We start from the raw sequence: 23,665 nt of genomic DNA on the forward strand, positions 1-23,665 counted from the left end.
CCTATTCTCCCGCTCCGCCGTGCAGGCTCTGCACCGGGTTGGCGGTCAGCTCCTCGACGCCCGTCGCGTCGCCGGCCAGACGGTCCACCGCCGCGTAGGCGCTCGCGATGCACGCCGGGACGCCGACGCCGTCGTACTGCGCGCCGCACACCGCGAGCCCCGGCAGCTTGGCGACGTGCTCGCGGATGCGGGCCACGCGCGCGTGGTGGCCGACCGGGTACTGCGGCAGGCCGTCGGTCCAGCGGGTGACGCGGGTCCGCAGGGGCGCGGCGTCCAGGCCGGTGGCCTCGCGCAGGTCGTGCCGGGAGACCTCGACGAGGTCGGCGTCGTCCCGCTGGAGGATCGCCGTCTCGCCGTAGCGGCCCACGGAGGTGCGCAGCACGACCACGCCGGGGTCCTGGTCGGCGATCCAGCCCCACTTCTGGGAGGCGAACGTGGACGCCTTGATGGTGCGGCCGTCGACGGGGGGCACCAGGAAGCCACTGCCCTCGGGGAGACGCAGGTCGGCCCGCCGGTAGGCGAGGGTGACCAGGGCCATGGAGGCGTACTCGACGGCGGCCAGGTCGGCGGCGGCCCCCGGGGACTCGGCGCGCAGCAGGTCGGCGGCCGCGCGGGCGGGGACGGCGAGGACGACGGCGTCCGCGTGCAGCACCCGGTCACCGGCCACGACGCGCCACGCGGCGTCCGGCTGCGCCGCACCGGCGCCGTGCCGTGCATCCGCGCCGCCTGCCGCCCCGGGGGCCCGCGACTCGCTCACGGCGCCCCGTTCCGCCGTGCCGCCCCGGCGCAGTTCCCGCACCGGCGTCCCCGTCAGGATCTCACCTCCGCGTGCCCGCACCGACTCGGCGACCGCGAGCGGGAGCGTGCCCACGCCGCCGTCGATGCCCATGAAGACCGGGCCGGTCTGCCGGGCCGCCGCCGCCTTCGCCTGGATCTCGCGGACCGCCTCGGTCAGGGAGTCGTGCGTGTGCGCCGCCCGGAACAGCTGCGGGACGGCGGAGCGCATCGAGATGCGGTACGCGTCGCCCGCGTACACCCCGCCGAGCAGGGGCTCGACCAGGCGGTCGACGACCTCGCGGCCGAGCCTGGCCGCCACGTACTCCCCGACGGCCACGTCGTCGCCGACCTCGGTGCGGGGCAGGGCCGCGTCGCGCTCGATCCGGGCCAGGCCCTCGTCGGACAGGACGCCGGAGAGCGCGGCGGCGGTGCCGGGCACGCCCATCACATGGCCCTTGGGCATGGGCCGCAGGGCACCACGGGTCCAGATCGAGGCGGTCGCGGTGGCCGGGGGCTGGAGCCGGTCGGCGAGACCCGCCTCGCGCGCGAGGGTCACGGCCTCGGGGCGGCGGGCGAGCATCGACTCGGCGCCCAGGTCGACCCGTACACCCGCGATCTCACCGGGCAGCAGCTTGCCGCCGACCCGCTCGGAGGCCTCCAGCACGGTCACGCGCGCGCCGCGGCCCAGCAGCCGGTGGGCGGCGGCCAGCCCGGCGATACCGGCTCCGATGACGACGACATGCCCCGTGCTCGTACCCGTTGCGCTCATGTCCCCACTCTCTCAGACCCCGCTGCCGGTCCCGCCAGGGCCGGAGGTCCCGTCCCACGGGCCGGGTGTCCGCACCGAGTCCGGACCGTGACCGCTTCGGAATCCCGCACCGCCAACGTCCCGGCGGCCTCCTCCGTCGTAGGAGCGTCATCGGTCTCAGCCATCGGGGGTACCGCCCATGCGCACAGCACGTTCCGCACGAACCGCACGATCCGCACCGTCCGTCCGGGTCCTGGCGGGGGTGCTGCTCGCCGCGTCCCTCGCGCTCGCCGGGTGCAGCGGCGCGGACGACTCCGGTGGCGGCGACTCGAAGTCCGCCGCGGGCGCCGAGGCCCAGCGGGCCGAGGCGTCGTCCGCCGCGGCGGACAAGGGGAAGTCCGCGCCGAAGACCCCCGATCTCACTCCGAGCGCGATCATCCGCACCGCGTCCCTCACCGTGGAGGTCGAGGACGTGCCCAAGACCTTGGCCGAGGCCCGGACGACCGCCGAGGACGCGGGCGGCTACGTCGGCAGGGAGAGCACGAGCCGGGACGCCGACGGTCACGAGAACACCCGGGTCGTGCTGCGCGTGCCCACCGAGAAGTACGACGAGGTCCTCACCGGCCTTCAGGGCACGGGCAGGCTGATCGACCGCACGGCCAGGGCGGTGGACGTCACCGACCAGGTCGTGGACGTCGACAGCCGGATCACGTCGCAGCGCGCCAGCGTGAACCGCATCCGCGCGCTGATGGACCGGGCGACCAAGCTGAGCGATGTCGTCTCGCTGGAGGGCGAGTTGAGCAGCCGCCAGGCGGACCTGGAGGCCCTGCTGGCCCGGCAGGCGTCCCTGAAGGACCGCACCAGCCTGGCCACCATCACCCTGTCGCTGTCCGAGACACCCTCGGAGAAGGCGGCCGGTGACGACACGCCGGGCATCGTGGACGCGCTGGCGGGCGGCTGGCACGTGTTCGTGACGATGCTGCGCTGGATCGTCCTGGCGCTGGGCGCCGCCCTGCCGTTCGCGGCCTCCGCCGCCCTGCTGGCGCTGCTGTGGCTGCGGGTCGTACGCCCCCGGCTGCCCCGCCGCCAGGAGTCCGCGCCGGCGATGACCGCGCCGGGTCCGCTGCCGTCGGCCCGCCCGGCGCCGGAGTCCGCCGAGGAGGCGGCCCGGGACTGAAATGCCCGCGTCCCGTAGCGTGTTCGCATGAGCATGAGCGGTGGGCGGCGCGGGACGGAACGGCTCGTCGTGATCGGTGGTGACGCCGCGGGCATGTCCGCGGCATCACAGGCGCGCCGGCTGAAGGGACCCGGGGAGCTGGAGATCGTGGCCTTCGAACGCGGCCACTTCACCTCCTTCTCGGCGTGCGGCATCCCGTACTGGGTGGGCGGCGAGGTCCCCGAGCGCGACCAGCTGATCGCCCGTACGCCCGAGGAGCACCGGGAACGCGGTATCGACCTGCGGCTGCGCACCGAGGTCACCGGGATCGACGTGGCCGGGCAGCGGATACGCGCGCGTGACGTCGACTCCGGTGCCGAGTCCTGGACGTCGTACGACAAGCTCGTCATCGCCACCGGAGCCCGCCCGGTCCGCCCGGACCTGCCCGGCGCGGACGCCCCCGGCGTGCACGGCGTGCAGACCCTCGATGACGGCCAGGCCCTGCTCGACACCCTGGCACGCACGCGTGGCCGCAAGGCGGTGGTCGTGGGCGCCGGCTACATCGGCGTGGAGATGGCGGAAGCGCTGATCAACCGCGGTTTCGAGGTGACGGTCGTCAACCGCGGCAAGGAACCCATGTCGACGCTCGACCCGGACATGGGCCGTCTGGTGCACCGGGCCATGGAGGGCCTCGGCATCACCATGGTGAACGACGCCGAGGTCACCAAGCTCCTCACCGGAGAGGACGGCCGGGTCCGCGCGGTGGCCACGGAGGACGCCGAGTACCCCGCGGACCTGGTGATCCTCGGCATCGGCGTGCGCCCCGAAACCGCACTCGCCCGGTCGGCCGGCCTTCCCGTCGGCGCCCACGGCGGCCTCCTCACCGACCTCGCGATGCGGGTACGCGGCCACGAGAACATCTGGGCGGGCGGCGACTGCGTAGAGGTGCTGAACCTGGTCTCCGGTCAGGAGCAGTACGTCCCCCTCGGCACCCACGCCAACAAGCACGGCCAGGTCATCGGCACCAACGCCGGCGGCGGCTACGCCACCTTCCCGGGCGTCGTCGGCACGGCCGTCAGCAAGGTCTGCGACCTGGAGATCGCCCGCACCGGCCTGCGTGAGAAGGACGCCCACCGGGTGGGGCTCCGGTTCGAGACGGTCACCATCGAGTCGACCAGCCGGGCCGGCTACTACCCCGGCGCCTCCGCCATGACGGTCAAGATGCTCGCCGAACGCCGCACCGGCCGACTGCTCGGCGTCCAGATCGTCGGCAGGGAGGGCGCGGGCAAGCGGGTCGACATCGCGGCGGTGGCACTGACCGCGCAGATGACGGTGGAGCAGATGACGTCCCTGGACCTGGGCTACGCCCCGCCCTTCTCCCCGGTATGGGACCCGGTACTGGTGGCGGCGAGAAAGGCGACGGCGAGGGTACGCGAGGGCGCCTCGTGAGAGGCGAGGGAGACTCCCCCGGCCGCGCGGGGCTGTATCGATAGGCGGCTCCGCCGCGTGGACGCGACCAGCCCCCGCGCACCCGCCCCCCGCGACGCGCCTAAGCCGTCCCGCTGATCCGCGGCAAAGAGGTCACTCCCGCCCCGGAGGAGACAGCCGCAGGCTGCTCGCCGGAGGGCTTGGCGTGAGAGGCGGACGGCCGAGCGGACCGCAGCCGATAACTCACGGCTTCGTCCAGCGTCACGGGCCGCTTCATCTGCGAGGCGAGCCGCCCCGCCTCCTGACCGAGCCGCGCGACATCCTCCCAGGGAAGCCGTACCACCAGTGACAGCTCGGCCTCACCGTCGGGCAGAGCGTGCATCGCCGAAACCTGCGGAGCGTTCGTCATCGCCTGATCCTCACGTCGTTTGACCACAGATACGCACGCCCGCCCGGCGGCGTTCACCGGTTCACGCGCCTCATCGCGGGCACTACTTCTGTGTGGTCATCCCCGTCCATGACGTGAACCCGGTGCGCCGCACCCCCTGGGTGACGTACGCGCTCATCGCCGTCAACGTCCTCGTGTTCATCACCACGCCCGGCATAGCCGGTTCCGTGGCGGGCGCGAGCGACCTGGCGCAGCTGTGTCATCTGCACGCCTTCATGGACCACTACGCGGCGGTCCCCAGGGAACTGATCCACCATCAGCTGCCCCCGGCGGTCCCCACGGGCGACGTGGGCGTGGGCCCGCACGGTCCGGGCTGTGTCGTGGGCCCGGCCGGCTACGACAAGTCACCGGCGCTGTCGGTCCTCACGGCGATGTTCCTGCACGGCAGCTGGCTGCACCTGCTGGGGAACATGCTCTTTCTGCTGATCTTCGGCAACAACGTCGAGGACCGGATGGGCCACATCCGCTACGTCCTCTTCTACGTCGTCTGCGGCTACGCGGCCGGCTACGGCTTCGCACTGCTCAACGACACCTCCGGCGAACCGCTGATCGGCGCGTCCGGCGCCGTCGCCGGGGTCCTCGGCGCCTATCTGGTGCTGTACCCGAGGGCGAGGGTCTGGGTCCTCGTCCCGTTCCTGGTCTTCCTGCCGCTGAGGCTGCCCGCCTGGCTGGTGCTGGGCTTCTGGTTCGGGCTCCAGGCGGTGTACTCCTCCGGGCACGGCGTCTCCGGCGCCGGAACCGTGGCGTACGCGGCCCATGTGGTCGGTTTCGTGGCGGGCATGCTGCTGGCCTGGCCGCTCAAGCCCGGCACGCCTCCCCCGCCGGAGCCGCCCGGCCTGCTGTTCGGCAGGCGGGCACGGCCCCACTACACATGGTGAGTCAGCGCGCGGTGGCGGTGTGGACGTACTCCACGAGCCGGGTCAGCGCGTCCGGGTCGGTGTTCGGCATGACGCCATGGCCGAGGTTGAAGATGTGGCCCTCCAGACCGGCGGCCGCGTCCAGCACCTCGCCGGCCTTGGCCTCGACGGTGTCCTTGTCGGTGAACAGCACCGTCGGGTCGAGGTTGCCCTGGAGCGCCTTGCCGGGACCGACACGGCGCGCGGCCTCGTCGAGCGGGACGCGCCAGTCGACGCCGACGACGTCCGCACCGGCCTCGCCCATGAGGCCCAGCAGCTCACCGGTACCGACACCGAAGTGGATGCGCGGGACGCCGTACCCGGCGACGGCCTCGAAGACCTTCACCGAGGCGGGCATGACGGACTTCCGGTAGTCGGCCGGGGCCAGGGCGCCCGCCCAGGAGTCGAACAGCTGGACCGCGCTCGCGCCGGCCTCGATCTGCACCTTCAGGAAGGCGGCCGTGATGCCGGCGAGGCGGTCGAGCAGGTCGGCCCACAACTGGGGGTCGCCGTACATCATCGCCTTGGCGTTCTCGTACGTGCGAGAGGGACCGCCCTCGACCAGATAGCTCGCGAGCGTGAAAGGCGCGCCGGCGAACCCGATCAGCGGGGTGGTACCCAGCTCGCGGGTGAGCAGGCCGATCGCCTCGGTGACGTAGGAGACGTCCTCGGGCGTGAGGTCGCGCAGCCGGGCCAGGTCGGCGCGGGTGCGGATGGGCTGCCCGACGACCGGGCCGACGCCGGGCTTGATGTCGAGGTCGATGCCGACGGCCTTGAGCGGGACGACGATGTCGCTGAAGTAGATCGCCGCGTCCACGTTGTGCCGGCGCACCGGCTGCAGTGTGATCTCGGTGACCAGTTCGGGCCGCATGCAGGACTCGAGCATCGGGATGCCCTCGCGTACCTTGCGGTACTCGGGCAGGGAGCGGCCGGCCTGGCGCATGAACCACACGGGGGTGTGCGGCACGGCTTCGCGCCTGCACGCCTTGAGGAAGGCGCTGTCGTACGTTGCTGTCGGCTGCTGACCCGAGGGGCTTGCGTTGGCACTCACGACGGCAAGTCTCGCACGGCCGCGAGCGCAGAAGTGCGGCTGCCCTTCGGGGGTGTCCCTCCCTGCGTGCGGGCCCCGTTCCCCTTACTCTTCCCCGCATGGCTGCGGCTCAGGGACGACCGTCGGACGGCGCTGACGGAATGGACGACGCGAAGGACACCGCGCGGGAGCGGGGCAGTGCGCTGCCCTCCGCGTTCCGGGCCGCGGTCGACGCGCTGCGGACCGCGCGGGTGCGGCCGCAGGTCGAGGTGGAGCCGACACCCGCGCCGCAGCGGCTCGCCCCGTACGCGTACGCGCTGGAGGCCGTGGTCGTCGACGGTGAGCAGGAGCTGGCCGACGGACGGCTGGTGCTGCTGCACGACCCGGCCGGGCACGATGCCTGGCGGGGCACGTTCCGGCTGGTGACGCTGGTGCGCGCGGAGCTGGAGCCGGAGATGGCGGCCGATCCGCTGCTGCCCGAGGTGTGCTGGTCGTGGCTGACGGGAGCGCTGCAGGCGCGCGGGCTCGGCTACGGCGAGCCGAGCGGCACGATCACGCGCGCCGGCTCGCACTACTTCGGCGGGCTGGCCGAGCGGCCGGCCGCCTCGCAGATCGAGATCCGGGCCTCCTGGACGCCCCGCGAGGGCCTGGGCGGGGTGCCGGACACGGCCGCGCACCTGGCCGCCTGGTGCGATCTGCTGGCCCAGGTCGGGGGGCTGCCGCCGGCCGGGCCGGGCGACCCCTCCGTGGTCACCCTGCCGCAGCGCAGGGGCCCGCAGTCGCGGTGACCTGACCCCTCGGCTTTCCGCGGGTTAATCCCCACGGACACCCTATTGACCATCTCTTTGTCGATACGGCCACTTTCCGTACCGGAATGGCGCTCGCTCGAACCGACTCGATCTTCGGATGATCGATCGCGTGTCCGAATTGCACAGATTGTTACTCACTAGATCGTGATCATTCTCTAAAGGCGGACGAGTTTGCTGCCGAAGACGACTGTGACCTTGAAAGCACTTCTCGTCCCGGCTACCTCCCCACAAGCCGGCCCCGTCCCCCCACCCAGGAGGCCTGGTGTCCGTTCTCCTCGAGCAGCCCGCAAGCCTGGTCGCCTACCGCCCGAACAAGCCGACCGCCATGGTGGTCGTGGCCGACCCGCGCGTCCGCTCCACCGTCACCCGCCACCTGTGGGCGCTCGGCGTGCGCGATGTCATCGAAGCCTCGTCCATCGCGGAGGCTCGTCCCCGCATCGGCAACCCTCGCGACATCTGTGTCGCCGACGTCCACCTGCCCGACGGCTCCGGCCTGACCCTGCTGTCCGAGACCCGCGCCGCGGGCTGGCCCAACGGACTGGCCCTCTCCGCAGCCGACGACATCGGCGCGGTACGCAACGCCCTGGCCGGAGGGGTCAAGGGCTACGTCGTCACCGGCACCCGCACCAACATCGGTCTCCCCGCCCGGCCCGGTGCCACTCCCCTCGGTGCAGCCGCCCGGATGCACCGCCGCCCCCCGGGTGCCCCGAGCCACCCGGGCGGCTACCGGGAGCTGTCCGGACGCGAGGTCGAGGTGCTGCGGCTGGTCGCGGAGGGCCAGTCGAACAAGGCGATCGGCGTCTCCATGGGCCTGTCCGCCCTCACCGTCAAGAGCCACCTGGCCCGCATCGCCCGCAAGCTGGGCACCGGTGACCGCGCGGGCATGGTTGCGGTGGCCCTGCGCACCGGGATCATCCACTGAGCCCTGCGCACCCCCTTCGGGGTCATCACCGGTTCCGCCACGTGAACCGGAAGTTTCACCGGGCTGACTGGTTTACGACCCTCGGGCGCCCGTCGCCGGAACGTTCCGGCGACGGGCGCCGTCCACGCACCGATACCCTTGACAGGTGACCGACGCCCAAGACACCGCAGCAGACAGCTCCCTGCGCACTCACGGAGGCACGCCTCCGGACGACGCCGGATCTTCTGTGACGGGGGCGCCGACTCCGCTGCTCGAACCCCGCGAGGGCATTCCGCCGGTGATCGCCGACGAGACCGCCCTCGCCGAAGTGATCGCCGGCTTCGCCGCCGGCTCGGGCCCCGTCGCCGTGGACGCCGAGCGCGCCTCCGGCTACCGGTACGGCCAGCGCGCCTACCTGGTGCAGCTGCGCCGCGAGGGCGCCGGCACCGCCCTGATCGACCCCGTCGCCTGCCCCGACCTGTCCGGTCTCGGCGAGGCGCTGTCCGGCGTCGAGTGGGTGCTGCACGCGGCCACCCAGGACCTGCCCTGTCTGCGCGAGATAGGCATGATCCCGACCCGCCTCTTCGACACCGAGCTGGCCGGCCGGCTCGCCGGGTTCCCCCGCGTGGGCCTCGGCGCCATGGTCGAGGGCGTCCTCGGCTATGTCCTGGAGAAGGGCCACTCCGCCGTCGACTGGTCCACCCGGCCGCTCCCCGAGCCGTGGCTGCGCTACGCGGCCCTGGACGTGGAACTCCTCGTCGACCTGCGGGACGCCCTGGAGAAGGAGCTGGACCGGCAGGGCAAGCTCGAGTGGGCCCTGCAGGAGTTCGACGCGATCGCGGCCGCGCCGCCCGCCGAGCCCCGTAAGGATCCCTGGCGCCGGACCTCCGGGATGCACAAGGTGCGGCGGCGGAGGCAGCTGGCCGTCGTACGGGAGCTGTGGCAGACGCGGGATCGCATCGCGCAGCGGCGGGATGTGTCGCCGGGCAAGGTGCTGAGCGATGCGGCCATCGTCGAGGCGGCGCTCGCCCTGCCGTCCACCGCGCACGCCCTCGCCGCGCTGAACGGGTTCGGGCATCGGATGGGGCGGCGCCAGCTGGAGCAGTGGCAGGCGGCCGTGGATCGGGCGAAGGCCCTTCCGGACACCGCGCTGCCCCAGCCGGGGCAGCCGGTGACCGGGCCGCCGCCGCCACGTGCGTGGGCCGACAAGGATCCCGCTGCCGCGGCTCGGTTGTCCGCGGCCCGGGCGGGGGTGTCGGCGTTGGCCGAGCAGCTCAACCTGCCTCAGGAGAATCTGGTGTCTCCGGACACCGTGCGGCGTCTTTGCTGGGAGCCTCCGTCGGGCGGCAGGGAGGCCGTGGAGGCCGCGCTCGCCGGGTACGGCGCGCGGGCGTGGCAGGTGGAGCTGGTCACGCCTGTCCTGGTTTCGGCGCTGTCGGCGAAGGGCGCGTAGCCGCCACGGGGATTGGTCGCGTACGGCCGCGGCGGGTCGTGCCCGGTCACCCGCGCGGTTCCCCGCACCTCTTCGAAAGGCGCCTCACCTGGTCGCTCTTCGGATCAGCGACGTCGAGATCACGCCAAGGTCTCGGGAAGGAGTGGCCGGATCGCCACAGCCCCCGGTCCGCGGCATTGGCCGAAAGCCGTATGGACGATCCGCCGGCCCCCGCTGGACAGGGCCGTCGAGGAGTCCGCAGAGGTGTGACGTTCGCCGCTCCCCCGGGCAGGACTGTGCAGCTACGTTACCCACAAGTAGCATGGGCCTGAGCGCGCGCTCAGTGCTGGCGCGTCGCAGCAGTGCCATCCCGCACCCTGGAGGAGAGCCATCGTGCCTCGTACCGTCAGGGACGTCGTCTTCGTAGACGGCGTCCGCACCCCGTTCGGCAAGGCGGGCCCGAAGGGCATCTACCACGAGACCCGCGCCGACGACCTCGTCGTGAAGGCGATCCGGGAGCTGCTGCGCCGCAACCCCGGGCTCGACCCGAAGAAGATCGACGAGGTCGCCATCGCCGCGACCACGCAGATCGGTGACCAGGGCCTGACCCTCGGCCGCACGGCCGGCATCCTCGCCGGTCTTCCGCAGTCGGTCCCGGGCTACTCCATCGACCGCATGTGCGCCGGCGCCCTGACCGCCGTGACGGCCACCGCCGGTTCGATCGCCTTCGGTGCCTACGACGCCGTCATCGCCGGTGGCGTCGAGCACATGGGCCGCCACCCGATGGGCGAGGGCGTGGACCCGAACCCGCGCTTCGTCTCCGAGAAGCTGGTCGACGAGTCCGCCCTGTTCATGGGCATGACCGCGGAGAACCTGCACGACCGCTACCCGCAGATCACCAAGCAGCGCGCCGACGAGTACGCGGTCCGCTCGCAGGAGAAGGCCGCCAAGGCCTACGCCAACGGCAAGATCCAGCAGGACCTGGTGCCGATCTCGGTGCGCCGCACCAACCCGGACAGCGGTGAGACCGGCTGGGGCCTGGTCACCGCCGACGAGCCGATGCGCCCGGGCACCACGCTGGAGAACCTCTCGGGTCTCAAGACGCCGTTCCGCGTGCACGGCCGGGTCACCGCGGGCAACGCGGCCGGTCTGAACGACGGTGCCACCGCGTCGATCATCGCGAGCGAGGACTTCGCCCGCGAGAACGACCTGCCGGTCAAGATGCGCCTGGTCTCCTACGCCTTCGCGGGCGTGGAGCCGGAGGTCATGGGCTACGGCCCGATCCCGGCCACGGAGAAGGCCCTCGCCCAGGCGGGCCTGTCCATCTCCGACATCGGCCTGTTCGAGATCAACGAGGCCTTCGCCGTCCAGGTGCTGGCCTTCCTCGACCACTACGGCATCGCGGACGACGACGAGCGCGTCAACCAGTACGGCGGCGCGATCGCCTTCGGTCACCCGCTCGCCTCCTCCGGCGTCCGTCTGATGACGCAGCTGGCCCGCCAGTTCGAGGAGCAGCCGCAGGTCCGCTACGGCCTGACCACCATGTGCGTCGGCTTCGGCATGGGCGCGACGGTCATCTGGGAGAACCCGCACTTCGACGGAGGCGACAAGTGAGCACCACCGCTGAACTCCTGAAGGGCGCGGCCGAGCTGTTCCCGGACGAGGTCGTCACGCAGGCGCACGTACGCCACTTCGACCTGCCCTTCGGGGCCGGCCGCTTCGCGCTGATCACGCTGGACAACGGCCTGGACCACACCAAGCCGACCACCTTCGGCCCGCAGTCGCTGGCGAACCTCGACACCGCCATCGACCAGGTCGAGAAGGAGGCGGCCGAGGGCACGATCGTCGGTGCCGGTGTCACCGGCAAGCCGTTCATCTTCGCGGTCGGCGCCGACCTCAAGGGTGTCGAGCTGCTGAAGCAGCACGAGGACGCGCTCGCCATCGGCAAGGGCGGCCACGAGGTCTTCAAGCGCCTGTCGAAGCTGGCCGTCCCGACCTTCGCCTACTACAACGGCGCGGCCATGGGCGGCGGCGTCGAGGTCGGCCTGCACTGCACCTACCGGACCGTCTCCAAGGCGATCCCGGCGTTCTCGCTGCCCGAGGTCTTCCTCGGTCTCGTTCCCGGCTGGGGCGGTTGCACCCTGCTGCCGAACCTGATCGGAGCCGACAAGGCCGTCTCGGTCATCATCGAGAACTCGCTGAACCAGAACAAGCAGCTCAAGGGCAAGCAGGTCTTCGAGCTGGGCATCGCCGACGCCCTCTTCGAGGGCGCCGACTTCCTGGAGCAGTCGCTGCTCTGGACCGCCCAGGTACTCAAGGGCGACATCGAGGTCGAGCGCCCGGTGATCGACCGCGGCGAGGCCTGGGACCAGGCCGTCGCCAAGGGCCGCTTCTTCGCGGACTCCAAGGTGCACGGGGCGGCCCCGGCCGCCTACCGCGCCCTGGACATCATCGCGGCCGCCAAGAACGGCGACCTGCAGCAGGGCTACGACGCCGAGGACCAGGCCCTCGCGGACCTGATCATGGGCGGCGAACTGCGCGCCGGGATCTACGCGTTCAACCTCGTCCAGAAGCGCGGCAAGCGTCCCGCCGGCGCCCCGGACAAGAGCCTGGCCCGCCCGGTCACCAAGGTCGGCGTCGTCGGCGCCGGTCTGATGGCCTCCCAGCTCGCCCTGCTCTTCCTGCGCCGCCTCGAGGTGCCGGTCGTGCTGACCGACATCGACCAGGAGCGCGTCGACAAGGGTGTGGGCTACGTCCACGCCGAGATCGACAAGCTGCTCGGCAAGGGCCGGATCAACCAGGACAAGGCCAACCGCCTCAAGGCCCTGGTCACCGGTGTGCTGGACAAGGCCGAGGGCTTCTCGGACGCCGACTTCATCATCGAGGCGGTCTTCGAGGAGATCGGCGTCAAGCAGCAGGTGTTCGCGGAGGTCGAGGCGGTCGCCCCGGCACATGCGATCCTCGCCACCAACACCTCGTCCCTGTCGGTGTCGGAGATGGCGTCGAAGCTCAAGAACCCCGAGCGGGTCGTGGGCTTCCACTTCTTCAACCCGGTGGCCGTCCTCCCGCTGCTGGAGATCGTCCGCGGCGAGAAGACCGACGACGCCTCCCTCGCGACCGCGTTCGCCGTCGCCAAGAAGCTGAAGAAGACCGCGGTTCTGGTGAAGGACGCCCCGGCGTTCGTCGTGAACCGCATCCTGACCCGCTTCATGGGCGAGATCCAGAACGTCATCGACGAGGGCACCCCGGTCGAGGTCGCCGAGAAGGCCATCGAGCCGCTCGGCCTGCCGATGTCCCCGCTGGTGCTGCTGGAGCTGGTCGGCCCGGCGATCGGCCTGCACGTCTCGGAGACCCTCAACCGGGCCTTCCCGGACCGCTTCACCGTCTCCCCGAACCTCAAGTCGGTCGTCGAGGCGGGCAAGCGCGGCTTCTACGTCTACGACAGCGGCAAGCCGGAGCTGGACCCGGAGGTCGCCGCGCTGCTCAAGCAGGGCGATGTCGTCCTGACCGAGGAGCAGGTGCGGGCGCGGGTGCTCGACGCGGTGGCGCAGGAGATCGGGCTCATGCTCGACGAGGGCGTCGTCGCCGAGGCCCAGGACATCGACCTCTGCCTGATCACGGGTGCCGGCTGGCCCTTCCACCTGGGCGGCATCACGCCGTACCTGGACCGCGAGGGTGTCTCGGAGCGGGTGAACGGCAAGAAGTTCCTGGCCCCGGGCGCGGCGTCGGTTCCGGCGTAACGGTCGTACGGACGTGAAGAGGGCCTCCGCCATCCAGGCGGAGGCCCTCCGTCGTTGCCGTTGCCCGTGCCGGGCGGGCAGACCACGAGCCGGACGCCCCGTCACACCTCCCGCCACGCCTCCAGCGCCAGCCCCGGCTCGTCCTTCCGCCGGGTCAGCAGGAGTCGACCGGTCGACGGGGACAACGTTGCCGCCACCAGCCGGTCGTCCTCGTCCGTCGCCAGGGACACCCGCGCGTCCACCGGCAGCCGCGGGCCCGACTCGGTCCACCAGGCGCCCGCCGACTCCAGCTCCGTCGGGTAGGCGGCGAAGGCGACCCGGCCGCTCGCGGAGCGCTGGGCGAGCAGGGTGCAGTCGAGCCCGTCGAGGTCGCAGCGGACCGCCGAGACCGGGCCGGGGCCGGCCGAGGACAACAGGGAGGCCGGCTCGCCTCCCGGGCGCCAGGCGCACAGCTCGCCGGAGGTGTCGGTGTAGAAGACGGTCGTGCTGTCCGGAGACGTGGCGAGGGCATACAGGGTGCCCGGGCGGACCGGGGCCTGCACGGTCTCCCGGAGCACGGGCGGGGCGGCTGCCTCCTCCTGACGCCAGTACACCAGGCCCGTGGGGACGGCCGCGTACAGCTCGACCCGGCCGGACTCCCCCGTCGCCGCCGCGAACCCGTCCTGGACCTCCCCGCCCTTGAGGTCCCGCCAGGGCTCCCAGCCGCCCTTCTCCTTCTGCGCGAGCAGGCTCACGCCGCCGCCGGTGTTGCGGACGAAGACATGGGCGCGGCCCTGTGCGTCCACCGCGACGGCGGGCGTGCCGGTGCGGTCGCCCTTCTTGTCCGGGTGGCCGATCGGGTTCCAGTCCAGGGCCGCGAGACGCGGGCGGAAGTGCGTGGAGTGCACCAGCCCCGACTCGCCCTTGGTGGTGGGCCGCCAGGAGACCAGATGGGCATAGCCGTCGGCGCCCTGCCCTAGGGCCAGCACGGGGTGCAGCGACTGGTCGCCGCCCACCGTGCGCGGCGCGGTCCAGGGGCCTGCGGGGCCGCGCTCCGCCCGGCACAGGACAGCGTCGCCCGACAGCTGGTAGACACTGAGCCGGCCGTCTCGGCCGCGGATGAGCCAGTCGCCGTTCACCGGTTCACTCTAAGCCGGTCCGCACCGGCCGAACCGACCGCACCCGGCCTCCGGGCATGCGACCCTTGGCTGCATGGACGACGCCCTCGACGCCCCGCTCCCGCAGGACTCGATGGTGGTGATCGTGGACGGCGCGAACGTCGTCGGATCGCGGCCCGACGGCTGGTGGCGGGATCGCAAGGGAGCCGCCGAGCGGCTACGGGACCGGCTGGCCGAGACGGGGCTGCCCGGCCTTGCGGACCCGGTGGAGATCGTGCTCGTGGTCGAGGGCGCGGCCCGGGACGTGGCCTCCGTACCGGGGATTCGGGTGGAGTCGGCGCCCGGCAGCGGCGACGACCGGATCGTGGAGCTGGCCGCCGAGCACGCCGGCCGGGACCGTCTGGTGATCACCGCCGACCGCGAACTGCGGCGCAGGGTGACCGAACTCGGCGCCGAGGTGGCCGGCCCGCGCACGGTCCTGGGCTGAGCCGTTCCCGCTACCCCTCCGGCACCCGCGCGTACAGCACCGCCCCGTCCACCGTGCCCACCTCCTCGTAGCGTGCCGCGAGCAGGCGGCGCAGGCTGGGGACACGGTCGGGGCCGTAGGGCTTGCCACGGGAGTCGTCGACGACCAGCGCGGGGCGGTGCGCGCTCAGCTCCCGCCGGAACACCGGCCAGGCGCCCGCGACGGCGTACTTCTCGCCGACCTGCGGGCCGTCCCGGCCGCCGCTGTAGTTGGTGAGCAGGCCCGCGGTGAGGTAGCGGGTGGCGGGCAGGCGGCCGGCCAGCCAGTACGTCTCCGGGTGTATGCCCCAGACGAGGACGCGGTCCGCCGGCGCGGTGCGGCGCTCGACGGCGGTCGCGAGCCGCTGGGCGTGGGCGAGTTCGGGGCGGGGGGCGAGCAGGCCCCAGACGAGGAAGAGGACGCAGCAGCAGGTCGAGGTGAACACGGTGGCCACGCCCCGTTCCGGGGGCAGCACCTGCAGCGCTCGGGTGGCCAGCAGGGCGAGGGGAGCGGTGAGTTGCAGGTAGTAGTGGCCGAAGAAGTGGCAGCCGAGGGCCACGGCCACGGCCGAGGAGGCCAGCCACAGCCACACATCCACCGCTCCGGTACGGGCGATGCGCAGGGTCCGTACGACCGGCGGGAGCAGGCCCGCCGAGGCCCCGGCCAGGAGCGCGGTGTTGGTCAACGCCCGGACGAGGATGTGGAGTTCGGAGCCGGTGAAGGAGGCGTAGGCGGCCGAGCCGGTCACCGTCCAGAACAGGAATCCGGCCGGGTCGGTCACCAGGGCCGCGCCGAGCACCGGCACGGCGAACCCGGCGGCGAGCCGCGGTGCGCCCGTGCACGGGGTGCCCTGACGGTACAGCAGCCACGCCACCGGCAGCAGCACCGCGCCGCCGGTCTGCTTGGTGAGGAACGCGGCGGCGACGGCGGTGCCGGCCGCGCCCCAGCGCCCGCGGTCGGCGCACCACATGGCGGCGGCCGTGCCGGGCAGTATGAACACCTCGAAGGTGGCCGCCTGGGCGTCCTCGGGGTTGAGCCCGATCGAGACCAGCAGATACAGCACCCCGGTGGTGCGTCCCGCGCCGTCGCCCCAGCGGCGCCGGGCCAGGGAGGCGAGCAGGACGGCGGTGAGCAGCTGGGCGAGGACCGCGAGTAGCCGGAGCGGGATGAGGGAGCCGGAGCCGCACACCGCGAAGGCGGCCTCGTACAGCCAGGGCAGCAGCGGCGGCTTGCGGTCCACGACGGTCTCGTACAGGTGCCCGCCCTGGGCGAGCAGCCGTGCCTGGACGGCGAGGTAGCCCTCGTCCGGGTTCCAGAGCGGCCGGACGAAGGACGGGATCCGGGTGACACAGGTCAGGATGGCCAGGAGGGGCAGCAGCCGCGTCCAGTACGCCGTCCGGGTGGGCGCGGTCCATACGGGGGCGAGGGGCGCGGCGAGCATGGGCAGCACGCTATCCGGCCCCGACGTCTCCACCGAAGCAGGACATACGGGGCCGGAGCGGCGAAGCGTACGATTACGGAGCGTTTCCGGCGGGCGGCCGCGGAGCCTCGCTCGGCGTCCGCTCGCTCAGGGCCAGCTGGCTGTGCCTGCGGCCGTAGAGGAAGTAGACGAGGAAGCCGATCACCATCCAGATGGCGAACCGCAGCCAGGTCTCGGCCGGCAGGTTGAGCATCAGCCACAGTGAGGCGCACACCGACAGGATCGGGAGGACCGGCACCAACGGGGTGCGGAAGGCGCGGGGCAGGTCCGGGCGGGTGCGGCGGAGGATGATCACGCTGATCGCGACGACGACGAAGGCGAACAGTGTGCCGATGTTCACCAGTTCCGCCAGCTCGCTCAGGCTGGTGAAACCGGCGACGATCGCGATCACCACGCCGAGCAGGATGGTCGGCCGGTGCGGGGTCCTGAAGCGCGGGTGCACGCGGGAGAAGAACCGCGGCAGCAGCCCGTCGCGGCTCATCGCGAAGAACACCCTGGTCTGGCCGAGCAGCAGGATCATGCACACGGTGGTCAGACCGACGGCGGCGCCGAAGCTGATCACGCCCGCGTACCAGGGGTGCCCGATGGACTTGAAGGCGTCGGCGAGCGGGGCCTGCACCGAGAGCTTGGTGTACTTCTGCATGCCGGTGACGACGACGGAGACGGCGACGTAGAGCACGGTGCAGATGAGCAGCGAGCCGAGGATGCCGCGGGGCATGTCCCGCTGCGGGTGGCGGGTCTCCTCGGCGGCCGTGGCGACGATGTCGAAGCCGATGAACGCGAAGAACACCACCGAGGCGGCCGTGAAGATGCCCATCACACCGAAGTTGGACGGTGCCCAGCCGAACATCAGCTGGATGAGCGGTGCCTTGAGGTTCCCGGCCGCCTCGACCGACTGGGCCTTGGGGATGAACGGCTGGTAGTTGCTGCCCTTGACGAAGAACGCGCCGGCGATGATCACGATGAGGACGACGACCACCTTGATGGCGACGACGAGCGAGGTGATCCGTGCCGACAGCTTCATGCCGAGGACGAGGATGCCGGTGAGGACGAGGACCAGGGCGGCGGCGAGGATGTCGAAGCCGAAGCCGGAGGCGTTGTCCCGGCCGGCCAGATACTCCGGCAGGTGCCAGCCGGCGTTGTCGAGCAGGGAGCGGATGTAGCCGGACCAGCCTACGGCCACCACCGCCGTACCGAGGGCGAACTCCAGGACCAGGTCCCAGCCGATGATCCAGGCGGGCAGCTCGCCCAGCGAGGCGTAACTGAACGTGTACGCCGACCCCGCCACGGGGACCGTCGACGCGAACTCGGCGTAGCAGAGAGCGGCGAGCGCGCAGACCACGCCGGCCGCCACGAAGGCCAGGGACACCGCCGGACCGGCGTTGTTCTTGGCGACCTGTCCGGTGAGGACGAAGATGCCGGTGCCGATGATGACGCCGACACCGAAAACGGTCAGATCCAGCGCGGAGAGGGACTTCTTGAGCGAATGCTCCGGTTCCTCGGTGTCCTGGATGGACTGCTCGACGTTCTTCGTTCTGAAGAGCGGGCTGCTCACGTTCCTGCCTCCCACGCTTGTGAGGCCCCGATATGGCTCAACATGATCGAGCGGGTCGGGATGCGTATGCCCCGGCACAGGCAGGTTCACGCAGACGGGCCGGTTCCGCCACCTGGAGAAGTGGCGGAACCGGCCCGGAGGATCGCTCTCCCTAGTCGCGCGCGGGCTCTACGGAATCCACCGCGTCCGCCGTACGGTCGAACCGGCCGTCGAGTTTGGCGACCAGCCCGGTGACCTGGCGGGCGATGTCGGGCGCGGTCAGCCCGATCTCGGCGAGCACCTCCGAGCGGGAGGCGTGGTCCAGGAAGCGCGGCGGGATGCCGAAGTCGCGCAGCGGCACGTCCACGCCCGCGTCCCGGAGGGCCTGGGCGACGGCGGAGCCGACACCGCCGGCGCGGCTGTTGTCCTCGACGGTGACGACGACCCGGTGGCGCTCCGCCAGCGGGGCCATGGCCTCGTCGACGGGCTTGACCCAGCGCGGGTCGACCACGGTGGTGGAGATGCCCTGCCGGTCGAGCAGGCCGGCGACCTCGAGGCACATCGGGGCGAGGGCGCCCACGGACACCAGCAGCACGTCCGGTGTGTCGGTGCCGGGCTCGCGCAGCACGTCCATGCCGCCGACGCGGCCCACGGCCGGTACGGCGGGCCCGACGGCACCCTTGGAGAAGCGCACCACGGTCGGCGCGTCCTCGACGGCGACGGCCTCGCGCAGCTGCGCCCGCACCTGGTCGGCGTCGCGCGGTGCGGCGAGCCGCAGCCCCGGCACGACCTGAAGGATCGACATGTCCCACATCCCGTTGTGGGAGGCACCGTCGGTACCGGTGACACCGGCCCGGTCGAGCACGAAGGTCACCCCGCACTTGTGCAGGGCCACGTCCATGAGGACCTGGTCGAAGGCACGGTTGAGGAAGGTGGCGTACACGGCGAAGACGGGGTGCACACCGGCGTGCGCGAGGCCCGCCGCCGAGACGGCACCGTGCTGCTCGGCGATCCCGACGTCGTACACACGTTCGGGGAACCGCTTGGCGAACCTGTCCAGGCCGACCGGCTGCAGCATGGCCGCCGTGATGGCGACGATGTCCTCGCGCTCCTCGCCGAGCTTGACCATCTCCTCGCCGAACACGGAGGTCCAGTCGGCGCCGGAGGACGCGATCGGCAGGCCCGTGTCCGGGTGGATCTTACCGACGGCGTGGAACCGGTCGGCCTCGTCCTGCAGGGCGGGCTGGTAGCCGCGGCCCTTCTCGGTCAGGCAGTGCACGATGACCGGTCCGCCGAACCGCTTGGCCCGGGCCAGCGCCGACTCCAGCGCCTCGATGTCGTGCCCGTCGATCGGGCCGACGTACTTCAGGCCCAGGTCCTCGAACATGCCCTGCGGGGCGATGAAGTCCTTCAGCCCCTTCTTGGCGCCGTGCAGGGTCTCGTACAGCGGCCTGCCGACCACCGGGGTGCGGTCGAGGATGTCCTTCGTCCGGGCGAGGAAGCGCTCGTAGCCGTCGGTCGTGCGCAGGGTCGCCAGGTGGTTGGCGAGGCCACCGATGGTCGGCGCGTAGGAGCGCTCGTTGTCGTTGACGACGATGACGAGCGGACGGTCCTTTGCCTCGGCGATGTTGTTCAGCGCCTCCCAGGCCATACCGCCGGTCAGCGCGCCGTCACCGATGACGGCGGCGACGTGGCTGTCCCGTTTGAGCAGCTGGTTGGCCTTGGCGATGCCGTCGGCCCAGCCGAGCACCGTGGAGGCGTGGCTGTTCTCGATGACGTCGTGCTCGGACTCGGCCTGCGAGGGGTAGCCCGACAGGCCGCCCTTCATCTTCAGCTTGGAGAAGTCCTGCCGGCCGGTGAGCAGCTTGTGCACGTAGGACTGGTGGCCGGTGTCCCACAGGACCTTGTCCTTCGGGGACTCGAAGACGCGGTGCAGGGCGATGGTGAGCTCGACCACGCCCAGATTGGGGCCCAGGTGGCCGCCGGTCTTGGAGACGGCGTCGACGAGGAAGGTCCGGATCTCCTCTGCCAGCTGGTCCAGCTCCTCCAGGCTGAGCCGGTCCAGATCGCGCGGTCCCCTGATGCGGGTCAGCAGCGGCACCCGTGCCTCCTTGCAGTAGAGCTGATCGAGCTGTTGCCGGGCTCGCCCGAGTCTAATGTTCATGCTTTGCACGACACGACAGTGCCCGGCACCTTGAAGGCACCGGGCATCTGGTCCTCTCCGAAGGGGGCGGGGACCGCGCGACCAGTCACAAACGATCCGTCACCTGCGGTTACCCCGCACCCCACGGCGGCTAGGCGCTACGCACGCCCGGCCGTCTTCTGCGTCTTGCGCGTGATGGAGTCGATGACGACCGTGGTCAACAGCACAGCCGCGGTGATCATGTACTTCACCGGCTCCGCGATGGACTCCAGCTGGAGACCGTACTGGATGGACACGATCACCAGCACACCCAGCAGGGCGTTCCAGGTACGGCCCCGGCCACCGAACAGCGACGTGCCACCGATGACGGCCGCGGCGATCGCGTTCATCAGCAGGTCACCCGTGCCGGCGCTCTGGTTGGCCGACGCGATCTTCGAGGCCAGGAACAGACCGCCGATCGCCGCGAACCCACCGGAGATGGCGAAGACGGAGATCCGCACCGCCGTCACGTTGATACCCGCACGCCGGGACGCCTCCACGCTGCCGCCGAGCGCGAAGATCTTGCGGCCGTAGGAGGTGCGCCGCAGCACGAAGTCCGTGCCGACCAGGAAGGCGACGAAGATCACCGTGGCCAGCGGCAGGCCCTTGTACTGGTTGTACATGTACGCCGCGGCGAAGGAGACCACGGCCAGCAGAACCGTGCGCAGGACGGTGTCGCTGAGCGGCCGGGACGGGACGCCCGCGGCCTCCCGGCGCCGGTTGCCGAGGAAGGAACTGACGAAGAACAGGGCGACCACGACGACGGCCAGGCCGTAGGCGGCGGCCACGTCCGTGAAGGTGTACGTGGTCAGCTTGCCGATCAGACCGTCGCTGTCGAGGTTGATCGTGCCGTCCTCGCCCAGCACCTTCAGCATGAAGCCCAGCCAGAACAGCAGACCGGCCAGGGTGACGGCGAAGGCGGGGGCGCCGAGCACCGCGAAGAAGAAGCCGTGCAGCGCGCCGATGGCGGCACCGGCGGCGACGGCGACGAGCACGGCCACCCACTCGGGCCAGCCCTGGTTGACCGTGAGGACGGCCGCGAGGGCGCTGGCCGCGCCGCTGACCGAACCGACCGACAGGTCGATCTCGCCGAGCAGCAGCACGAAGACGATGCCGACGGAGATCATGCCCGTGCCGACCATCGTGACCGTGATGTTGCTGATGTTCTGCGCCGAGAGGAACTCGGAGTTCAGGACCTGGAAGATGATGCAGATGATCGCGAGGCCCAGGACGACCGGGAGGGAACCCAGCTCGCCGGCCTTCATCTTGCGCTTGAACTCGCTCCAGTAGCCCAGCAGGCCCTGCTCGCGCACGAGGAGACGCGGGTCGACCGCGGTGACGGCCGCGGCCGCCGCCTCGGGGTTCTCGACGACGTGCTCGTCCTGCGGAGTCGCGGAGGTCTTGTCGATGCTCACTTGGAAACCTCCCCGTTCGTGCGCGCCGCACGGCGGGTCACGGCGTTGTCGGTGGCGCCCGTGATGGCGGAGATGATCTCCTCCTGAGAGGTCGTCTTGACCTCGAAGACGCCGTTGTTGCGGCCGAGGCGCAGGACGGCGACCTTGTCGGCCACCGCCTTCACATCCGCCATGTTGTGGCTGATGAGGATGACGGCGTGACCGCGCTCGCGCAGGCGCTCCACCAGGTCGAGGACCTGGGCGGTCTGCTCGACGCCGAGGGCGGCGGTGGGCTCGTCGAGGATGACCAGCTTCGGGTCGCCGAGCATGGAGCGGGCGATGGCCACGGTCTGGCGCTGACCGCCGGAGAGCGAGGCGATCGGGATGCGGACGCTCGGGATGCGGATCGACAGCGTGGTGAGCAGCTCGCGGGCGCGGCGCTCCATCTCGACCTCGTCCAGGACGCCCCACTTCCTCAGCTCACGGCCGAGGAACAGGTTGCCGACGACGTCGATGTTGTCGCACAGCGCGAGGTCCTGGTACACCGTCGCGATGCCCAGGGCCTGGGCGTCGTGCGGCCTGCTGATCGACACCGGCTCGCCATTCCATTCGATGGCGCCCTCGTCGATGGGGTGCACGCCGGCGATCGTCTTGACCAGCGTGGACTTTCCGGCGCCGTTGTCGCCCACCAGGGCGACCACTTCACCGGCGTGGACCTCAAGCTCTACGTCGGTGAGCGCCTGAACGGCACCGAACCGCTTGGAGACCCCGCGCAACGCCAGCACGGGCGTAGCGGACACGTGAACCATCTCCTTCGCCGCCTGACCCGGCGGGAGGTTGTGCAGAAAGATTGGGGGAAGTTCCGTCCGGCGCCCCGCGTCGAGCTTGCGGGGCTGTCTGTGCGCGGGGCACCGGAGGAGTCTTGGGCAGTCGGTCGTGTTCCCTCGCGGGCAGTCGGGAACGAGTGCCCCGCTCGTGGGAAGAGCGACTGCTTACTTGTTGAGGCCGATCTTGTCGCAGGCCGCCTTGTACTTGCCGGTGCAGATGTCGGCCGCGGTGTAGACGCCGTCCTTGATGACGGTGTCCTTGATGTTGTCCTTGGTCAGCGAGGTGACCGGGACGAGCACCGAGGGGACGTCCTTCTGGGAGTTGCTGGAGACCTTGTCCTTGGCGACGGAGTCCAGCGACTTGCCCTGGGCGAGTGCGACGGCCATCTCGGCGGCGGCGTCGGCCTCGGGAGCGTACGGCTTGTAGACGCTCATGTACTGCTCACCGGAGACGATGCGCTGCACACCGGCCAGCTCGGCGTCCTGGCCGGTGACCGGGACCTTGACGCCCGCGGCGTTGAGGGCGGTGATGATACCGCCGGCCATGCCGTCGTTGGCGGAGTACACGCCCGCGATCTTGCCCTTGCCGACCGAGGAGATCGCCGCCTCCATCTCGGAGTTGGCGTTGTCCGGCGACCACTCCTTGGTGTCGTACTCCTTGGCGATGGTGACCTTGCCGTCGAGGACGGAGTGCGCGCCCTTCTTGAACTGGGCGGCGTTCGGGTCGGTGACCGAGCCGTTGATCATGACGATCTTGGAGGACTTGGTGGCCTTGCCGCCCATCGCCTTCAGCAGGGCCTCACCCTGGGTCCTGCCGACCTCCTCGTTGTCGAACGAGGTGTAGGCGCTGATCGGGCCCTCGGCGAGACGGTCGTAGGCGACGACCTTGATGCCCGCGTCCACGGCCTTCTTGACGGAGTTCTGGATGGCCTTGGCGTCCACCGCGTCCAGGATCAGGACGTCCACGTGGTTGGTGATCATGGTGTCGACCTGCTGGGCCTGCAGGTTCGCGTCCTGACGGGCGTTGTTGTACTGAACCTCCGCCTTGCCGTTCGTCAGCTCCTTGATCTTCTTCTCGATCAGCGGCTTGTCGAACTTCTCGTAGCGGGCGGTCTTGTTCTCCGGCAGGAGCAGACCGACCTTGATGTCGTCACCCTTCTTGGCCGACGAGGAGGAAGAGCTGTCGTTGCCCTTCGACTCCTTGGCGCTGCCACACGCGGCCAGCGAAACGGCCATGGCACCCGCGGCTACGGCAACGGCGGCACGACGCATACGTGCGTT

At 71.3% G+C, this 23,665-nt stretch carries 19 protein-coding genes; 9 read left to right on the forward strand and 10 right to left on the reverse strand.

Annotation, left to right across the window (positions count from 1 at the left end):
* Window position 1: 1 nt before the first annotated feature.
* Window positions 2–1,546, reverse strand: coding sequence for a protoporphyrinogen oxidase (gene hemG / locus ABZ079_RS09335; RefSeq protein WP_356938805.1), 1,545 nt, complete (start codon window positions 1,544–1,546; stop codon window positions 2–4).
* A 178-nt stretch (window positions 1,547–1,724) separates the two neighbouring features.
* On the opposite strand from hemG, the gene ABZ079_RS09340 reads away from it, so the two are divergent.
* Both ABZ079_RS09340 and ABZ079_RS09345 read left to right on the forward strand, forming a co-directional pair.
* The gene (locus ABZ079_RS09340; RefSeq protein WP_356938806.1) at window positions 1,725–2,702 is read left to right on the forward strand and encodes a DUF4349 domain-containing protein; all 978 of its coding nucleotides are present in this window, start codon (window positions 1,725–1,727) and stop codon (window positions 2,700–2,702) included.
* Between the two features lie 27 nt (window positions 2,703–2,729).
* Entirely contained in the window at window positions 2,730–4,130 is a 1,401-nt protein-coding gene (locus tag ABZ079_RS09345) for an FAD-dependent oxidoreductase (RefSeq protein WP_356938807.1), read from the forward strand.
* A 100-nt stretch (window positions 4,131–4,230) separates the two neighbouring features.
* On the opposite strand, the gene ABZ079_RS09350 is transcribed toward ABZ079_RS09345, so the two are convergent.
* On the reverse strand, window positions 4,231–4,491 hold the full coding sequence (locus ABZ079_RS09350; RefSeq protein WP_356938997.1) for a hypothetical protein: 261 nt from the start codon (window positions 4,489–4,491) through the stop codon (window positions 4,231–4,233).
* Between the two features lie 119 nt (window positions 4,492–4,610).
* Between ABZ079_RS09350 and ABZ079_RS09355 the strand changes: the two genes are divergently transcribed.
* Window positions 4,611–5,435 (forward strand): rhomboid family intramembrane serine protease, encoded by an 825-nt coding sequence (locus ABZ079_RS09355; protein ID WP_356938808.1) that lies wholly within the window; start codon window positions 4,611–4,613, stop codon window positions 5,433–5,435.
* Window position 5,436: 1 nt separating this feature from the next.
* On the opposite strand, the gene hemE is transcribed toward ABZ079_RS09355, so the two are convergent.
* Entirely contained in the window at window positions 5,437–6,504 is a 1,068-nt protein-coding gene (gene hemE, locus ABZ079_RS09360) for a uroporphyrinogen decarboxylase (RefSeq protein ID WP_356938809.1), read from the reverse strand.
* Between the two features lie 98 nt (window positions 6,505–6,602).
* On the opposite strand from hemE, the gene ABZ079_RS09365 reads away from it, so the two are divergent.
* The 5 genes from ABZ079_RS09365 to ABZ079_RS09385 all read left to right on the forward strand — a co-directional run bounded on the left by ABZ079_RS09365 (window position 6,603) and on the right by ABZ079_RS09385 (window position 13,365).
* Window positions 6,603–7,271: a DUF3000 domain-containing protein gene (locus ABZ079_RS09365; RefSeq protein ID WP_356938810.1), complete on the forward strand. Its 669-nt coding sequence runs from the start codon at window positions 6,603–6,605 to the stop codon at window positions 7,269–7,271.
* Between the two features lie 283 nt (window positions 7,272–7,554).
* Window positions 7,555–8,214: a response regulator transcription factor gene (locus ABZ079_RS09370; RefSeq protein WP_030338745.1), complete on the forward strand. Its 660-nt coding sequence runs from the start codon at window positions 7,555–7,557 to the stop codon at window positions 8,212–8,214.
* A gap of 145 nt (window positions 8,215–8,359) precedes the next feature.
* On the forward strand, window positions 8,360–9,646 hold the full coding sequence (locus ABZ079_RS09375) for a ribonuclease D (RefSeq protein ID WP_356938811.1): 1,287 nt from the start codon (window positions 8,360–8,362) through the stop codon (window positions 9,644–9,646).
* Between the two features lie 372 nt (window positions 9,647–10,018).
* A complete protein-coding gene (locus tag ABZ079_RS09380) occupies window positions 10,019–11,239 on the forward strand; it encodes an acetyl-CoA C-acyltransferase (protein ID WP_356938812.1) in 1,221 nt (406 codons plus the stop codon).
* The gene (locus tag ABZ079_RS09385) at window positions 11,236–13,365 is read left to right on the forward strand and encodes a 3-hydroxyacyl-CoA dehydrogenase NAD-binding domain-containing protein (RefSeq protein ID WP_356938813.1); all 2,130 of its coding nucleotides are present in this window, start codon (window positions 11,236–11,238) and stop codon (window positions 13,363–13,365) included. Before ABZ079_RS09380 ends, ABZ079_RS09385 begins: the two co-directional genes overlap by 4 nt.
* A 101-nt stretch (window positions 13,366–13,466) precedes the next feature.
* On the opposite strand, the gene ABZ079_RS09390 is transcribed toward ABZ079_RS09385, so the two are convergent.
* Window positions 13,467–14,483, reverse strand: a complete 1,017-nt coding sequence (locus tag ABZ079_RS09390; RefSeq protein ID WP_356938814.1) for a hypothetical protein — start codon at window positions 14,481–14,483, stop codon at window positions 13,467–13,469.
* Window positions 14,484–14,556: 73 nt separating this feature from the next.
* On the opposite strand from ABZ079_RS09390, the gene ABZ079_RS09395 reads away from it, so the two are divergent.
* Entirely contained in the window at window positions 14,557–14,949 is a 393-nt protein-coding gene (locus tag ABZ079_RS09395; RefSeq protein ID WP_356938815.1) for an NTP pyrophosphohydrolase, read from the forward strand.
* Window positions 14,950–14,959: 10 nt separating this feature from the next.
* Here ABZ079_RS09395 and ABZ079_RS09400 read toward each other — a convergent pair whose 3' ends face one another.
* From ABZ079_RS09400 to ABZ079_RS09425, 6 genes are all read right to left on the reverse strand, one after another.
* Window positions 14,960–16,408 (reverse strand): glycosyltransferase family 39 protein, encoded by a 1,449-nt coding sequence (locus ABZ079_RS09400; protein WP_356938816.1) that lies wholly within the window; start codon window positions 16,406–16,408, stop codon window positions 14,960–14,962.
* 73 nt (window positions 16,409–16,481) lie between these two features.
* Entirely contained in the window at window positions 16,482–18,002 is a 1,521-nt protein-coding gene (locus ABZ079_RS09405; protein ID WP_356938817.1) for an amino acid permease, read from the reverse strand.
* 151 nt (window positions 18,003–18,153) lie between these two features.
* Window positions 18,154–20,082 carry a 1-deoxy-D-xylulose-5-phosphate synthase gene (dxs, locus tag ABZ079_RS09410; RefSeq protein WP_356938998.1) on the reverse strand — a complete coding sequence of 643 codons (1,929 nt, stop codon included), beginning with the start codon at window positions 20,080–20,082 and terminating at the stop codon, window positions 18,154–18,156.
* 200 nt (window positions 20,083–20,282) lie between these two features.
* On the reverse strand, window positions 20,283–21,578 hold the full coding sequence (locus tag ABZ079_RS09415; RefSeq protein WP_356938818.1) for a sugar ABC transporter permease: 1,296 nt from the start codon (window positions 21,576–21,578) through the stop codon (window positions 20,283–20,285).
* Window positions 21,575–22,366: an ATP-binding cassette domain-containing protein gene (locus ABZ079_RS09420; protein WP_356938819.1), complete on the reverse strand. Its 792-nt coding sequence runs from the start codon at window positions 22,364–22,366 to the stop codon at window positions 21,575–21,577. The genes ABZ079_RS09415 and ABZ079_RS09420 overlap by 4 nt, the downstream gene beginning before the upstream one ends.
* Before the next feature lie 183 nt (window positions 22,367–22,549).
* On the reverse strand, window positions 22,550–23,656 hold the full coding sequence (locus tag ABZ079_RS09425) for a substrate-binding domain-containing protein (RefSeq protein WP_356938999.1): 1,107 nt from the start codon (window positions 23,654–23,656) through the stop codon (window positions 22,550–22,552).
* Between the last annotated feature and the right edge of the window lie 9 nt (window positions 23,657–23,665).

The organism is Streptomyces sp. NPDC006314, from assembly GCF_040613075.1.
Classification (GTDB): domain Bacteria; phylum Actinomycetota; class Actinomycetes; order Streptomycetales; family Streptomycetaceae; genus Streptomyces.